General features: G+C 44.7%; 11 protein-coding genes. All 11 read left to right on the forward strand.

The window, feature by feature from the left end; all coding sequences use genetic code 11:
• The first annotated feature begins 2 nt into the window (after positions 1-2).
• The gene (locus tag AC59JO_RS25170) at positions 3-1,238 is read left to right on the forward strand and encodes a hypothetical protein (RefSeq protein WP_497308911.1); all 1,236 of its coding nucleotides are present in this window, start codon (positions 3-5) and stop codon (positions 1,236-1,238) included.
• Positions 1,228-2,793 (forward strand): hypothetical protein, encoded by a 1,566-nt coding sequence (locus AC59JO_RS25175; protein WP_497308913.1) that lies wholly within the window; start codon positions 1,228-1,230, stop codon positions 2,791-2,793. Before AC59JO_RS25170 ends, AC59JO_RS25175 begins: the two co-directional genes overlap by 11 nt.
• A gap of 3 nt (positions 2,794-2,796) precedes the next feature.
• Positions 2,797-3,405, forward strand: coding sequence for an OmpA family protein (locus AC59JO_RS25180; protein ID WP_497308915.1), 609 nt, complete (start codon positions 2,797-2,799; stop codon positions 3,403-3,405).
• Positions 3,402-3,893: a retropepsin-like aspartic protease family protein gene (locus tag AC59JO_RS25185; RefSeq protein ID WP_497308917.1), complete on the forward strand. Its 492-nt coding sequence runs from the start codon at positions 3,402-3,404 to the stop codon at positions 3,891-3,893. Before AC59JO_RS25180 ends, AC59JO_RS25185 begins: the two co-directional genes overlap by 4 nt.
• Positions 3,894-4,234: 341 nt before the next feature.
• Positions 4,235-4,750: a hypothetical protein gene (locus AC59JO_RS25190; RefSeq protein ID WP_497308919.1), complete on the forward strand. Its 516-nt coding sequence runs from the start codon at positions 4,235-4,237 to the stop codon at positions 4,748-4,750.
• 89 nt (positions 4,751-4,839) lie between these two features.
• Positions 4,840-5,913, forward strand: coding sequence for a type I restriction endonuclease (locus AC59JO_RS25195; RefSeq protein ID WP_497308921.1), 1,074 nt, complete (start codon positions 4,840-4,842; stop codon positions 5,911-5,913).
• Positions 5,914-5,926: 13 nt separating this feature from the next.
• A complete protein-coding gene (locus AC59JO_RS25200) occupies positions 5,927-6,688 on the forward strand; it encodes a hypothetical protein (RefSeq protein WP_497308923.1) in 762 nt (253 codons plus the stop codon).
• Between the two features lie 626 nt (positions 6,689-7,314).
• Positions 7,315-9,309 carry an ATP-dependent nuclease gene (locus tag AC59JO_RS25205; protein ID WP_497308925.1) on the forward strand — a complete coding sequence of 665 codons (1,995 nt, stop codon included), beginning with the start codon at positions 7,315-7,317 and terminating at the stop codon, positions 9,307-9,309.
• On the forward strand, positions 9,306-11,174 hold the full coding sequence (locus AC59JO_RS25210; RefSeq protein ID WP_497308927.1) for a UvrD-helicase domain-containing protein: 1,869 nt from the start codon (positions 9,306-9,308) through the stop codon (positions 11,172-11,174). The genes AC59JO_RS25205 and AC59JO_RS25210 overlap by 4 nt, the downstream gene beginning before the upstream one ends.
• A complete protein-coding gene (locus tag AC59JO_RS25215; protein WP_497308929.1) occupies positions 11,175-12,419 on the forward strand; it encodes an exonuclease SbcCD subunit D in 1,245 nt (414 codons plus the stop codon). It abuts the gene before it with no gap.
• Positions 12,416-16,147 (forward strand): AAA family ATPase, encoded by a 3,732-nt coding sequence (locus AC59JO_RS25220; RefSeq protein ID WP_497308931.1) that lies wholly within the window; start codon positions 12,416-12,418, stop codon positions 16,145-16,147. The genes AC59JO_RS25215 and AC59JO_RS25220 overlap by 4 nt, the downstream gene beginning before the upstream one ends.
• The last annotated feature ends 16 nt before the right edge of the window (positions 16,148-16,163 follow it).

Genomic DNA, 16,163 nt, shown 5'->3' on the forward strand with positions numbered 1-16,163 from the left:
ACATGAAAAAGATATTTTTATTTATACTGGTCCTGGCCGGTATTAAAACCTCGGCACAGGAATCTAAGAAACGTTTTGAGAAAGACGTAAATTATCTCGGTTGCAGGATCACAGCGTATACTTTGCAGGGAAGGTTGCAAACGGAATTTCAGAAGAAATTCTCCTGTGATACGATAAGCGGGGTCAATGAAATAAATAATTACCTGAAGGAGAATAAGCAGGAAGTCAACATTCAGCTTCTTGGCGAAATAGAACAACTGAACCAATTCTTTAAACCGGCCTGGAAACCTGATCGAATTACTTCTTTTCTCACGAAAGACATCTTTGACGATGACAGGTTCCAAAAAATCAAAAAATCTTATAGCAAGCACCGGTATGAATCCGGTTTCGAAGAATTACTTGCAGACCTGAGAAAGAAAATATCGGAGAACGATCAGGTAGCGACAAAAGATTCGGTCAAAGCTTCAATAGCAAAGCCGCAGCCGTTACAGTCCACGGACACGCCCCGTAAGAGCGATGAAGCATCGCCGTCGCGGGAAAAGCTACCCGTTTACCCTGAGGAGGAAAAAAGCTGGTTCGGTGGCTTGAAATTTGAGATCGATGTGTTCTCTATTCTTTTTACGCTTGGCATCGGTCTTATATTGCTTATAGGAAAAGGTAAAAAGCGATCCGAAGAGGTTCCCAAACGCTTTCAGGACTATGTACAGCATAAATTGTCAAAAAATAATTTTGATTTTGCCACCCGACAGGTAGCAGAAAGAATAGACAGAGAACTGGCTGAGCTCCGGAGGACCGTAGAACAGCAGGGCCGGAAGTTAAGAGACCCAGTGCTAAACGCAGCACCCGTTTGGGTGCCTGAACCCAAACCCTTTAATGAGGATCCAATTCCAGAATCGGACCGCAATGAAGCCCAGGTTGAGATCATCTATCTTCCAACCCCGGGGTTGGACAGTAGCTTTGATCATAACTTTGCTTCGCCTGTTTACCGGGAGGGCACATCCATTTACAAAGTAACGAGGAAGCCAGGTAACCGGGCTTCCTTCCAGATCGATGAGCACGAAACATCGATAAGATTGGCCTTACAATATGCGGAGCTGCGTATTGAGCCCTGCTGCGTCCCGCTGAATGCTTATAATGCCAACAGCCGGAGTATAGAACTCGTCAGGCCAGGTGAATTGGAACTGAGAGAAAACAGATGGGTAATCCTGTCAAAAATGGAGATCAGATATGAAAATTGAATATATAGAGGGTTTGCTGGTCGTCATTATCCTGTTTTTTCAGTTCCGGTCTTTTTACCGGACCTATAAAAATATCCGTACATATGAGGCCGCGTTGCCGCCAGCGGCAGCCTTGAAAATGAGAAAATACGAAGTCGGTCAGGCCGAGCTGGAAATGCTTGATCCCGCAGTTTTACTCGATCAACTCATGGGGGAGGTCACAAACATAAACGTAACGGATGAAAGGTTAACAGAGGAAGATGTTATCAATGAGGAGGAATGTGATCGTGCAGCGGAGACCGATAGCAGCCCGGAAAAAGTTACATTGGGCATTATAGAAAATGAAAATGATATGCCTGGTGTTTTTAGGACAATCAGGAGGTCATTGAACACTTATCTTATCCGCAACCATGGTGCCGCCGCGGATTTCCATTTGGTCAAGGATATTGTCGAACGGAATGTGTCTGCCCTGGAAGAAGAGATCAACCTGAGTATATCTATCCCGCTTTATCTTGGTTTAATGGGGACTATGATCGGGATAGTTATTGGCCTGTTCAATATCCCGGATCTCGGTCTCGTGTTAGATAACGGAGCGAAGGACGCGCAGTTGAATACGGGTATCGCACTGTTGATCGGGGGGGTAAAAGTAGCGATGATTTCCAGTTTTTGCGGTTTGCTGCTTACCATTATCAATTCCGGTTATGTGTTCAAGGGCTCAAGGAGCAGGGTTGAAGCCAATAAAAATGACTTCTACACTTTTGTACAGACCGAATTGCTGCCGGTGTTGAACCAAAGCCTGGGATTTACACTGGTTTCCCTGCAAAGAAACCTGATGTTGTTCAACCGGGAAATGTCCGGTAACCTAGACCGGTTATCCGGCATGTTTCAGGTCAATTATGAAGCGATCACTGCGCAGGACCGGGTACTCAGTAAGTTGGAGAAAATTGATATTTCGCAGATCGCTAAATTTAATGTTACCGTGTTGCGGGAATTGCAACAAAGTGTCAGGGAGTTTGAACAGTTCAACAGCTACCTTAAAAATATGAACACTTTTGTAGAGTCCTCAAAATCATTGGTATTCAAAGCGGACGCCTTACTGGAACGTACGGGTAACTTTGAGGATATTGCGCAACACCTGAAGTCCAGGCTGGATCAGAGCCAGTCATTGATGGATTTTTTAAGCCGGCATTTCGAGTATCTGGAAAATCATAAGAACCTGGTCAACGGTGCTGTAGCCGATGTCGGTCATGCGATCTCGGGCACCTTCGTGGACCTGCGGGAACATATCCAGCATTCCACTGACATCGTAAGGCAGTTTACCGTGGATGAGATTGAAGCGCTTAAGAACGCCTTGTCAGAAAGCAGGACGAATCTGAGCAATTTATCGCTATTGTCCGATCTGAATAAAGATGTCGCGCAGTTCAAAAGCAGTTCAGCGGTACAGGGTGACCGCCTCGGTTCTCTCGTCGGGGAACTGAACGCTAACCTGAAAAACTCGATCTGTATACTGGAGCAGATACAGCAAAACAGTTTAACCTACCGGGTGAGGAGCCTGTTCATCAAGGAAAAACTTTAAGGTATGAAAGGAAATAATTCGGGCTTCTTTTGGCCGAGCTTCACTGATCTGATGACGAGTTTGTTTTTTATTATGCTGGTACTATATGTGCTTACCTATGTCAAGCTGGAATACCAGCGTAAAGCTACAGATAACCAACTTCAGAAGATCAGGCAGATCCAGGCAGCAGTAAAGGAACTGCCGACGCAGTATTTCGCCTACGACTCACTTTATAAACGTTTTTCGCTTGTGAAAAACATTGAATTTGAGACGCAAAAGGATGTGATCAAACCACAATATACCGATTACCTGGTCAAGGTAGGTGCGTCGATCAAAACACTGATCGATACCCTGAAAGTGAAGTACTCCGGGCAGGATATTAAATATGTCGTGATCATCGAAGGGATGTCTTCCCGCGACCAATATATTGAGAATTATCCTCTGAGTTATAAAAGGGCGCAGGCCATTAGGGTTTTATGGATCCAGAATAACATCAGACTTGACCAGTCCGTCTGCGAGGTACAGGTTTCCGGTTCGGGTACCGGCGGTATCGGGCGCTATCCAATAGAGAAGGACAAACAGAACCAGCGTATCCTGATCCAGATCGTACCTAAAATAGGAGAAATCAAATGATCAGACATTTTTTTATTTGGCTCGCTGTTTTGTTGACAATGAGCTGTTCACGTTCCGGGCACCGGAGAACCGGTAACCATTCTGAAAGATCTCTGCATACAGAAAGTAATATTGTAAAAATTGAACAGCTTGACGGTGTGTATAAAATACCTGTGGAAATCAATGGCATCCCTATGCATTTTATTTTTGATACCGGAGCAAGTGTGATCTCTATCTCGGAAACAGAAGCAGTATTCCTCTATAAACAGGGAAAGCTGTCCAGGGAAGATATCCTTGGCGACGCTAGCTTTTCCGATGCCAAAGGCAATATATCGGCAGGGACTTTGATCAATCTCAAAGAAATCAGGATCGGGAACAGAAAGCTGCAAAATATCCGCGCCACAGTTGTACATAACTTGCAGGCGCCCCTGCTTCTGGGGCAATCCGCCCTGCAAAAATTCGGAAAAGTTACGATTGATTATCAAAAAATGGAGATCGAACTGAGGTAGGACTAATGGCGGAAATCCCAGTTTACGGTTTCCCGTAACAAAACAATCTCAGCGGGAACTAAATTTGGATCATCAGGGGCCGTTAAAATGAGTAAAGATAAAGTGAGATAAAATGAGCGCGAGAGCCGGAGAGTTAGTCTTAGTCCAGGAATTATTTTGAACCTGATTGATCCAGGAACAGACGATGCCCGATTCCCGGTAATAAATGGTAATTAAGAGAAAGAATTATCCTAAACCTGGTCTCGAATATAGCCGGTGCTATCAGAGACAATGGATCCGGTAAACCCGGGTCCATTTCCGGATGCCCTTTCTTGTAAGCTTTGCTGTAAATTTTTATATATATGAACCTGTTAATAATCGCTTCTCTCGTCATGTTAGTGCTGGGTTTCTTTAACCCAAAGGCCAGTTTGTTTTGGTACAGTAAAGAACGAACCAAAGGCCTGTCAGTGGTCATTTATGGCCTTCTGTTCCTGATACTGTCGTATGTAAATGGACATAGTGGCGCTGATCATGTGATTGTCCCACCCGCGACCGTACAGACAGAAAGCGTAGACAGCGCAGCAACGAAACAGGATACAGGACTTGTCAAACCGGCTGTTGCGGATATCGCACCACCAACGGAAGAAGACCGGGTCACCGGAAAACTGAAAGCTATAGCTGAACGCGACTGGCCAAATGATTACAGCACGCAAGAATACTGGGTTAACCAGGAACTGGAGGATTACCGGTACATGCTCACGATCCCGGACGACGCGATAAAACAACAAGCAAGCAAGGACTGGCCTTACGATTACTCCACACAGAAATACTGGTATAGTCAGCAGATTGAAGCCAGGGAACGGTTGAACAGCAGATAAATACAATATATTCAAATGCAGGCCTGGACATTGATATTATTCAGGCTAAGTCATTGTCATTTAAACAAATCTATGCTTATATCACCATTATGGACTTTAAAGACCAAATATTACAATTAGCCTCCCGCGTGGAAAAGATGCTCCCGCAGCTCAAGACCGAGGAAGCCACCAAGAATGCCCTCATCATGCCTTTTATACAGGTATTAGGCTACGATGTATTCAACCCCTTCGAGGTCAACCCCGAATTTATCGCCGATATCGGCATCAAGAAAGGGGAGAAGGTAGACTACGCCATTATGAAAGATGCTGAACCCGCCATCCTCATCGAGTGCAAGCACCACCTCGAAGACCTCGATCCGCACAATTCGCAACTATTCCGGTATTTCCATACCACTAAAGCCAAATTCAGCCTGCTGACCAACGGACTCAACTACCGCTTCTATACCGACCTTGTCGAAAAGAACAAGATGGACAGCACCCCGTTCTTCGAGTTCAATATCACCGAAATCAAGGAAACAGAGATTGTCGAACTGAAGAAGTTCCACAAGTCCTATTTCGACGTGGAAAGCATCACCAATACCGCCAGCGAGCTGAAGTACCTGAATGAACTGAAAGGCCTGCTGAATAAAGAGATGATCCTGCCCTCGGAAGCATTTGTAACCTTCCTGACCAAACAAGTTTATTCAGGGGTGATCACGACCAAGGTGAAGGAGCAGTTTACCCCGATCGTAAAACGTTCCCTTAACCTGCTGGTCAGCGATGCGATCAGCGAGCGGCTGAAGTCTGCGCTAAACCAGGAGAAACAAATGGAAGTCGCCGAGGCCGTGAAAATGGAAGAAGCTGTAGCTGAGCCGCAGAACGGTATTATTACCACCGAAGAAGAACTCGAAGGCTTCTATATTGTTAAATCCATGCTCCGGCAGCACGTAGGCGCAAACCGCATCACTTACCGCGACGCCTTATCCTACTTCGCCATCCTCCTCGACGATAACAACCGCAAAACCATCTGCAGGTTGTACTTAGGCACGGGCAAGAAGTACCTGGTGGTACTGGATGAAGCGAAGAAAGAGGTCAGGCAGGAGATCCAGTCCGTGGATGAGATCTATACCCACCTGGAAGCATTGCTCGCGGTGATACAAAGATTGGAAAAAGTTAAGGTTTAACGATAGATTTGACATGCCGTTTCGCTTTCATGAATATAGAGCCGCTGTATTACGGGATTATGAACTGCGTAAAGCAGCGAATGATCTTAGGTTTGGTCTGGTTCACCCAACAGCAGTAACGCTAAGAGACGAGGCGATTTTTGTCTGCACCAGCAGATTTAAGCGGTCAGATGAAAAAGTTTTAGCTGCTTTTTTTAAAAGTCACCAGGATCAGACTGGGTATGTGAACGCCATAACTGAAATTAATGTCAGCGACTTCAGACCACTCGTTAATTTTTTAAGGGGCAGAACACAAAACCCGGAAGAGCGGGTAGTAGAATTGCTGGCCTGGCTGACGGATTTTGAAGCCAGGCCCTATCAATATTATATTGTAGTAACGCCAGAAGGCGGAAAACCGATAACTGCCCTTATCGATGCAGCGAGGCCGGGCACAGGAGAGGATGAAGGCCAGGTTGAAGAATACGAAAGTCAGCAACCCGAAGCTGGAAGCCGAAAAAGACAAGGAGAAATTGAAGCCAGCCCTTCAAATCAGAAAAGATGGTCTATGGTATGGAAAAATGGTATACTAATCCTTTTGGCCTTCCCCTGGGTTTTGCTAACGTGGATACCGCCCCCGCCCGGCTCCGTTTATATCTGTGACAGTCTGGGAGCTAAGAGGTATCATTTGCGGAAGAGCTGCAGCGGGTTGCGTAATTGTAAACATGAAATCATTCACATCAGTCTTGATAGCGCGAAGAAAACCGGCCGGACGCTTTGCCATTTTGAGGGAGGGTAAGCTATCAACGCGGGAATCCGGCTATCGGTAACTGCTTTTAACAAATGCATAAAAAAGAATGCATGTGTCATTGCAATTGGCGGCGGCATGCGCTTTATAATAAGTATTTGGGATGTATGTAGATGCTTAAAACTAAGATTAAACAACGGATAATGTTCAGTTATCCGTTGTTGACCTGTGATAATCATGTTTTACGCCAATATCATGAATAAACATCCATCATCGTCAAACGTTGCAAGGTCCTGAAAGCAGCGGCATCGTACTGGCCAAGGTTATGTTTAGGCTCTCTTTCCGCTAGTTCGGCACCAATGCTGCTAACTCATATAGAGATAATTTAAGGCTATAGCTCGCTAGTAATGATATTTAGTTGCTATTCGCTATGCTTATTTTCTAAAAATATTATACATTTAAAAAACCTTATTATGATGAAACCTCTTCCATCCACTCCTTTCTTACCGCCCAAACCCCGAGATTTCCAATATATTTATACATAAGTCGTATTAAACACCGGTTTTCTTTGTCAATTTTAAATGAATCGTCGATAAGAATGAAAAATACACCATTCAGGAATTAGTGTCAAAAACTCCGTCACTTTGTATTATAATAATTTCAACCCCTGAAATAATATGTTTATCAGCCAATTAAAAATAAAAGGGTTTCGTTCCTTTGGAAGCGAGACAACTATCGCCATAAAAAAAGGCCTTGCTGCGTTTATCGGCCTGAATAGCTCAGGCAAGACATCAGCCTTAGACGCGCTGAGAAAAGTTTTTGGTGCGTCTAATGAACGTGATATTCGACTTGAAGATTTCCATATCAAGAAAGATGAGGATCCTGCGGAAATTGAGTCAAGAGAATTATCCATTGAAGTTAAAATAGACTTCGATGAAGACGAAAAAGAAAATATTCCACACTTTTTCAGCTATATGGTGGTGGATGAAGAGGGCGCCGACCCTTATCTTCGGATACGCCTCGAGGCCAGCTGGCAAAAAATCGCCTATGAACCAGAGGGCAGTATCGATATTAAAACCTACTACATCAAGATCTCGGAAGATGACATAGGTGAAGAAATAAAGCAGCTCGTGCCATCGCACTTTAAAATGCTATTCCAGATATTGTACGTTCCGGCAATTCGCCGCCCGGCCGAACAATTGAAGTATGCATCAGGAAGCATTCTTTACCGCGTACTCAGGAAAATAAAGTATGAGGATGACTTCAGGGAGAAATTCGACGAAACGATTGCGGGTATAAATGAGGATTTTCGGGAATTGCCTGAACTGATTACCGTGGAAAAGGCGATCAGAAGTTATTGGGAGAGATTTCATAAGGATGAACGCTATAAAGATACAGAACTCGGCTTTGGCGGAAGCGATTTCGATTCGATCCTCAAAAAAATAGAGATTTCCTTTAGCCCGACGCCAACTCACCGAAAGTTCAACATAGATGACCTCGGCGAAGGATACCGGTCATTATTCTATTTGACTTTGGTCTGCGCCTTACTAGAAATTGAAGAGAAATTTGCGGAAAAGGAAGACGAGGAAAGCATCGGCATCAACAGGCCGTTAATGACTATCCTGGCCATCGAGGAACCGGAAAATCACATTGCTCCTCAATTGTTGGGCCGGGTGGTAAGTATTTTGAAGGAAATTGCAAAAAGAGCCAATTGCCAGGTGGTTTTGTCCTCCCACACACCTGCAATTGTCAAGCGGCTCGATCCGGAATCCATCCATCACTTCAGGATCACCGAAGAATTTGAAACTCAGGTTAGCGGCATCGTTCTGCCAAAAAAACTCGACGAGGCTTATAAATACATAAAGGAGGCCATTTATAATTACCCGGAAATATATTTTTCAAAGCTGGTGGTGATCGGTGAAGGAGATACGGAGGAAGTCGTTTTCAATAGGCTCATGGAAGTCCGGAACACGGACTTTGATGACAATATTATCACATTTGCCCCGCTGGGTCACCGGTTCGTCAACCACATCTGGCGCTTGCTCAAAGCACTGAATATTCCCTATCTGACCTTGCTCGATCTCGATACGGAACGATACGGTGGGGCGTGGGGACGGGTAAAATATGCCCTCAACCAACTGATCGAGAATGGAGTGGATAAAAATGAATTATTAAAGTTGAGTGATGACAGTATTTTGAGCGATGAGTCGCTCGAGAAAATGCATGAATGGACGCTGGACACGGAAAAGCAAAGAGAAAATCTGGAATCCTGGGTTAACTTCCTGACCGAATACCGAGTTTACTTTTCCGCGCCGCTCGATCTGGACTTTTTGATGCTCGAACATTATACTGATTTTTATAAAAAAGCAATTCCCAAAGGCGGGGGGCCGGAAATTCCGGACAAGGATGACGAACCGGACGAATTTGAAAAGAAAATGGAAACGGGCATCCACGCAACCTTAAAGTCAGACAGTGCCACCGCCGAAACCTATTCCGAAGATCAAAAGGAACTGATGATTTGGTATAACTACCACTTCTTAGGGCGAGGAAAGCCGTCGACGCATATTCACGCCTTGTCCCTGATGACTAACCAGGACGTCCTTGATAATTTACCGCCGGTAATTGACATCATTTTTGATGAGATTCAATCGCTGCTTGAATTAAAAAAATGATCAAAGCGATAAAAAAAGTAGATTGGGCTCCGGCGGATGGCTTCGAATTGGAGGACAATGCACTAACCGTGGTAAAATCTACCGGTAATTCGTTGGTTCTTGCAGGCCCTGGTGCCGGAAAAACGGAGCTGTTGGCGCAAAGAGCGAGCTATTTGCTGCAAACGAATGCATGTACTTTCCCCGGAAAAATATTGGCGATCAGCTTTAAGCGGGACGCTGCATTTAACCTGCGGGAACGCGTAAAGCTGAGGTGTGGCGATGAACTGTCGCGCCGCTTTGATTCGATGACTTTCGATTCCTTTGCCAAACAAATTCTGGATAGGTTTAAAATGGCGTTGCCATCGGATTATAGCATTGATGCCGATTATGAAATATCGATGAAGGACACCGAAACGTTGAGCTACTACCAGCTGGCCGATCTCGACAACAATTACGACCAGCGCCAGCCTCTGGCGCTTGCAACCTTAAAAAAGCATACCGCATCAAGCCTGCCTCTGCACGCGAAAGGCGCTGCAAACAGGCTGAGAAAGGAGGTGTGGAAAAGCATGCTCTCGGAAACACCGTCAAAGCTCAATTTTAAAATGATAATGCGGCTTGCCGAGTTAATTATCAACAAAAACCCCAAAATAAAGGCGTACCTGCAGCAAACTTACCAGTATGTTTTTTTGGACGAGTTCCAGGACGCGACTGACCTGCAATATGATTTTTTTAAGGCCTGTTTTTTGGGAAGCAATTCCATTTATACCGCTGTGGGCGACGACAAGCAAAGGATCATGCTTTGGGCGGGTGCACTCGATGCTGTGTTCGAAGATTTTATGAATGACACAGGGGCCGCCAAAGTTTCGCTAAAAATGAATTTCCGCTGTGCCCCCAGGCTTGTAAAGTTGCTGAACCATTTAACTGAACATCTTCTTGGCAAAGATGATTTTGCAACTCCTTCCAAAAAATGGGACCCGGATGCGGGGGAATGCTTTGTTTGGGTCTATAACAAACCGCAGGAAGAGATGCAGTCGCTCCTGGAAGAAGTAAAAAGCTGGGTGGATGCCGAAGGGCTGAATCTTCGTGACATTTGCATCCTGGTTAAACAGCAATTAGGAAGCTATGCCGGAGGCCTGATAAGGTATTTCAACGAACATGGTGTGAAAGCAAGAGACGAAAATGCTTTTCAAGATTTGCTCACACAGGAGATAACTCAATATATTGTGAGTGCGCTCTATTTGATTTTCGGCAAAAAACAGGCCGAATACAAAAAAACTGCGCTCTCTTTTCTGAGTAATATCCACACCGAATTTGAAGATGAACAACTGTTACGGCTGGAAAGCAGTTTTCATCAATTCATAAAAAAAGCAACAAAATCGTACGCCGCAAAGAAGATTACGGAAGACTTGCTGTCACGACTGATTGAGGAGATTGTTTCTTTTGCCGGAAGAGACAGGATAAAAGCCTTTTATCCGGCTTATAAGAATGTCAAGTACCTCAACGAGCTGATAAAAGACATTCTGGAGAAAATGGTCGAAAGCGGCGTTTACGCAAGCGACATGCCTGCTGCTCTAGATCAGTTGACGGGGAAAGACACTATTCCGGTAATGACGGTTCATAAAAGCAAAGGGCTTGAATACCATACCGTGATTTTTATCGGCCTCGAAGATGGCGCTTTCTGGAAGTTTCAGGACAACCCCGATGAGGATAAATGCACATTTTTTGTTGCACTTTCGCGGGCAAAGCAACGTGTGGTCTTTACATTTTGCCATCAAAGGCCCGATAAAAACGGCAGGATGCGCAGCCAGTCAACCGAGAATATCGGTGAAATCCTTGCTACCCTCGAGAGTTCGAAAATTGTTACCATAGAAGAAAAAAATATATAAATGAAATTCATCCATACCGGCGATTGGCATTTGGGGCAGCTGTTTTATGAATATGATCGTTCGTACGAGCATCTGTCTTTTTTAACTTTCCTGGAGGGAGTTATCAGAGACCGCCAGACAGATGTCTTACTCATAAGTGGCGATGTATTTGACCAGTCTAATCCTTCCGCAGCTTCGGTAAGAATGTTTTACACATTCCTCAACAAGGCAGTTAAAGCTAACCTTGAGATTCAGATTGTCATCATAGCAGGCAACCATGATTCCCCGTCCAGGCTTGAATCGCCCAAGCCATTACTCGAATCGTCGAATATTCACATAGTGGGTTTGGTCGAAAAAGACGGTGAAGGCAATACTGATTATGAAAAACTCATCATCCCATTGAAAGGCAATAACGGGGAAACAGAAGTATTTTGTCTTGCTGTGCCTTTTTTGAGAATGGGTGAATATCCGGTCATTACGGAATGCAGCGACCCTTATGCGGAAGGTGTGTCCGAGGTTTATAAAAAGACCTGCGAACTTGTCGTTGGTAAAAAGCATGCAGATCAATCGATGGTAGCGATGGGGCACCTGTTCGCCGCGGGCGCGCAGCAATCGTCAGATGATGACCATGAAAGGCCGATATTGGGCAATATCGAGTGCGTATCAGCGGCCGCCTTTCCAACCGGATTGGCGTATGTGGCTTTGGGACACATACACAAAGCGCAAGTGATCGGTGGTCATGACCACATCAGATATTGCGGCACGCCCGTGCCCATGTCATTTACAGAAAGTAATTACAGGCACCAAGTGCTTTCATTTGAAATAAATAACGGGACACTGGAAAACCTTGCTCCGATTGATGTCCCTGTCTCGATTCCGCTTCTTCGGATCCCGGCGGCGCATCAGCCGCTTCACGAAGTCATTTCATTGATAAATGCGTCGCCGGACAGCGATGAAGATCTGGTAAATGCTCCTTATCTGGAAGTGAGGGTATTATTGGAGGGTCCTGAGCCGGGTTTGCGGTATAAGATTGAAAACGCCCTTAAAGGTAAATATGCAAGATTGGCAAAAATCGATATCAAATATCTCCAGGCAGGGATCGAGACGGAAACGCAGGAATTAACGAGTAAAAAGCTTGAAGATATCCAGCCGGTCGAGATATTTACAAGAGTATATGAAGCAAAGTATCATAGCTCGGTTCCTGAAATATTAGCGGGTCTTTTTAACGAGGTTCTGATAGAAGCGTCTTCGGAGGAGGAAAAATGAAAATCTTAGGTATAAGGATAAAAAACCTGGCCTCTTTGGATGGCGAGACGGAAATCGATTTTACAGCTGAACCCTTATGTTCGGCAGGTATATTTGCCATCATAGGACCTACAGGATCAGGCAAATCGACCATTCTGGACGCCATCTGTCTTGCGCTCTACGGAAAAACACCCCGTTATGTCCAGGCAAAAGAAAGCGGTATCGAGATAGACGATACAAAAAACAGCAAGATTTCACAGGGTGATGTCAGGGGGATACTTCGTGACGGTACAGGCGAAGGCTTCGCCGAAGTCCATTTCGTTGGAACTGACGGGTACCATTATAAGTCCTTGTGGCAGGTGAGGCGCGCAAATGGTAAAGTGGATGGGAAGCTTCAGAAGGATACGATAATGCTGACCCGTTTGGATAACAATACCATTACATCCGGGCAGAAAAAAGATACTTTAGATGTAATCGAGGACGTGGTAGGCCTTAGTTTCGAACAATTTACAAGGTCGGTTCTGTTAGCGCAGGGTGATTTTACGGCGTTTTTAAAGGCAAACAAAGAAGAAAAGGCAGCTCTTTTGGAGAAACTTACCGGTAACTTCATCTATACGCGAATATCGCAGCTGGTTTTTGAAAAATGGCGAAAGGCTGAGCAGGAGCTCAGGGAACTTAATATTAAAAAGGAGGGTCTCCAGATTCTTTCCGAAGAAGAGTTGGCGCTGATCGGCGACCAGCAAAAGGAACTTGATCTCCAAATCGCCGATTTGGAGAAATCAGTCAAAGACCTGGAAGGCGAGAGAAACTGGCATACCCGTTTAATTGAATTAACAAGCCTGGTTGACACCGCCAAAAATGGCGTTGATTCCGCCATTGAAGTCAAAACCAATGCTGCCGGGCGCGTTACGAAACTATCGCAAGTTAATGCGGTCCAGGCAAACCGGTCATTCAATGATGCGAGAGTACAGGCGTCGAATCAGTTGAATGAAAATCAGGTGCAGGCGGGCTTAGTGTCGACAGAAATCACCGGCTTGACCAATGCCAGCTCCGGAAGCAAAACTCGTCTGCTTAATGCAGAAACCGCGCTGACGGATTTGAAAAGAAAAGTAAGTGAGGCAGCGCCAATGTTTGAAAAAGCCCGCGGGCTTGACATCAAGATTGGCGAAAAACGTACTCAAGTAAATGATTGTGAAATTGAATTATCAGCGTCACGTTCCGAAATTGAAAAACATGATGAACAGTGTCTTCTGAAGGGCGAAGAAGTAAAAAGCCTGAAAAACGTTATTCAGGACCTGGAACAATGGAAAGAAAAGAATAAACACCGGGAACTGTTAGTTTTGAACTTAAACCTCATCACTTCAAAACTGACCGATGCCGGCAAAACGCTTGCTCAACTTAACCAGGCAAAAAACAGCCGAAAAGCAACATCTCTAAAATTGGAGAAATTGCGTATAGATATTGAAAATTTGACTAACGGCATTCAAGCAGAAACCGAAACGCTTAATGCCAAACTGAAAACGATCAACGAGTATCAGCTAAAAATACAAGACACCGATTTCAAAAGCCTGAGAAATGGTAAGCAGTCTGCTGACGCCGGCATAACCCAAATCATTGAAGCCGTTGCGCATTGGAAGCTGCTATATCAGGCCCAACTCGATTTAAAAAGTTTATCAGACAGCCTGACATCAAATCAGGATACCTTAACGAACGGCAGGGATCTCGCACCTGCTGTAAAAGTAGAACTCGGTGACGCCAGGATCAGGCGGGATGCAGCCGGCCAAACGCTTGACAAGGCGAAGCTGAGAGTTGCTGAAAATGTTGAGCACTTAAGGGCGATTCTTGTTGACGGTGAACCATGCCCGGTTTGCGGCAGTATTGAGCATCCTGATAAGGGGCATTCTTCCGTATTGGCTGCTTTGCTCAACGGTATAGAAGAAGATTTTCGCTCTGCCGAAAGTCATTATGAGGCATGTGTGAAGAAAAATACTGACCTGCTTTCACAAATTGTCCATTTGGAAGCGGTTGTCAAAACCGCTCAAAATCAATTGACAGTAAGGTCTCAAAACGTTGATCAGCTTTCGGAAAAGTGGGATTTATTTGCCGTTAAGCCGGAAACTGATACGGTTTCGGACGACCAAAAGGAAAACTGGCTTAATCAAAAGCTGGCAGGATTGAGACGTAAACAGAAAGAGCTGGAAAACCAAATAAATGAGTTTGATAAGAATAAAGAACAGATAGAAAGAATTCAACTCGAGGTTGACAGGATAAAGAACTCACTATCCGAATTGACGAATCAACGTAAAGATAAAGAAGGTGAAAGAAATACGCTGATTTCAACCGATACACATCTCGAATCATTGGAAAAAAGTTGTGACACAGACCTTAATCAAATACATTCAGAGCTCGACCCTCATTTCGAAATAAGAGATTGGTTTGATACCTGGCAAAAAGATGCGGAAGGATTTGTAAAACAATTGAACGATTTTAGTGAATTGTGGAGCAAAAAAATTCAATCACTTGAAACAACCAAAAGACAGGAAGAAGTCGCATCGGCAGCGCTTTCCGCTTTGACCGCAAAATCCGGCGACCTGAGCGGTAAACTGGCGAAAGTGCAAAATGTGTACTCCTTATTGGGAGCCGATCTTAAACGGTTTACAGAAGAGCGGAATAGCATCTTCCAGGGCGAAAATATTGTTGCCGTACAAAGCCGTTTCGACCAGCAGATAACCGATAACGAAAAACGAATTGCAGACGCAAGAACCGAATCCCAGGAAGTAGAGAGTAATCTGATTAAAGCACAATCCCGGTTGTCAAACCTGGCTACGGAAGCCGCCCGTCTTAAAACTCAGATTACGGAACATTCAGCAAAAATCAGGAAGTGGCTTGATGATTATAACCTGAAACAGGAAGTAAAATTGTCGGAACAGGAACTGATTGAACTTCTGCAATTTGATCATCAATGGATAGAAACGGAGCGGCGCGAAATAAAAACAATTGATGACGCGGTAACCAGGAGTCAGTCTGTTTTTGACGAACGAACCAATCAACTTGCACAGCATAACTCTGTACGAATTTCTGATAAGGATCTGCAGCAGATCACAGATTTGGTAAATGAAGCAAAAATTTCCTTTCAGGTAGCAAATACAAGTAAGACCGAGAACAACTTTAAAATACAGCAGCATCAGATTAACCTGCTAACTATTGCCGGGTTACTAACGGAAATTGAGGGGAAAGCCATGATTTACGAAAATTGGAGCAAATTAAACGAGATTATCGGGTCGTCTGACGGTAAGAAGTTCCGTCAAATGGCACAGGAATTTACATTGGATGTCTTGTTGGGGTTTGCCAATATTCATATGCAAATGCTAAGCAAAAGATATTTTATCAGGCGGATTGAAAACACGTTGGGCTTACAGATGGTGGATAGAGATATGGGTGACGAAGTCAGGACGGTGTATTCACTTTCAGGCGGCGAATCCTTCCTGGTATCATTGGCATTGGCACTAGGGCTCGCCGAACTGTCATCAAGCAAGATGAATGTCGAATCGCTGTTTATTGATGAGGGATTTGGTACGCTGGACCCGACAACGCTGACAATAGCCATGGGCGCCCTGGAAGCATTACATAATCAGGGGAGGAAAGTCGGCGTAATTTCTCACGTTCAGGAATTAATGGAACGCATTCCGGCGCAGATCAGGGTGAATAAGTTAGCAAGTGGCAAAAGTAAAATAGAGGTTTCCGCTTAAATGCAGCTGGGGGCAT

The sequence above is a fragment of the Mucilaginibacter sp. A5337 genome (genome assembly GCF_059690695.1).

Coding starts and splice junctions, on each gene's coding strand:
- AC59JO_RS25220 (WP_497308931.1), top strand. CDS start 12,416: ATGAAAATCTTAGGTATAAGGATAAAAAACCTGGCCTCTTTGGATGGC.
- AC59JO_RS25190 (WP_497308919.1), top strand. CDS start 4,235: ATGAACCTGTTAATAATCGCTTCTCTCGTCATGTTAGTGCTGGGTTTC.
- AC59JO_RS25210 (WP_497308927.1), top strand. CDS start 9,306: ATGATCAAAGCGATAAAAAAAGTAGATTGGGCTCCGGCGGATGGCTTC.
- AC59JO_RS25205 (WP_497308925.1), top strand. CDS start 7,315: ATGTTTATCAGCCAATTAAAAATAAAAGGGTTTCGTTCCTTTGGAAGC.
- AC59JO_RS25180 (WP_497308915.1), top strand. CDS start 2,797: ATGAAAGGAAATAATTCGGGCTTCTTTTGGCCGAGCTTCACTGATCTG.
- AC59JO_RS25195 (WP_497308921.1), top strand. CDS start 4,840: ATGGACTTTAAAGACCAAATATTACAATTAGCCTCCCGCGTGGAAAAG.
- AC59JO_RS25215 (WP_497308929.1), top strand. CDS start 11,175: ATGAAATTCATCCATACCGGCGATTGGCATTTGGGGCAGCTGTTTTAT.
- AC59JO_RS25175 (WP_497308913.1), top strand. CDS start 1,228: ATGAAAATTGAATATATAGAGGGTTTGCTGGTCGTCATTATCCTGTTT.
- AC59JO_RS25170 (WP_497308911.1), top strand. CDS start 3: ATGAAAAAGATATTTTTATTTATACTGGTCCTGGCCGGTATTAAAACC.
- AC59JO_RS25185 (WP_497308917.1), top strand. CDS start 3,402: ATGATCAGACATTTTTTTATTTGGCTCGCTGTTTTGTTGACAATGAGC.
- AC59JO_RS25200 (WP_497308923.1), top strand. CDS start 5,927: ATGCCGTTTCGCTTTCATGAATATAGAGCCGCTGTATTACGGGATTAT.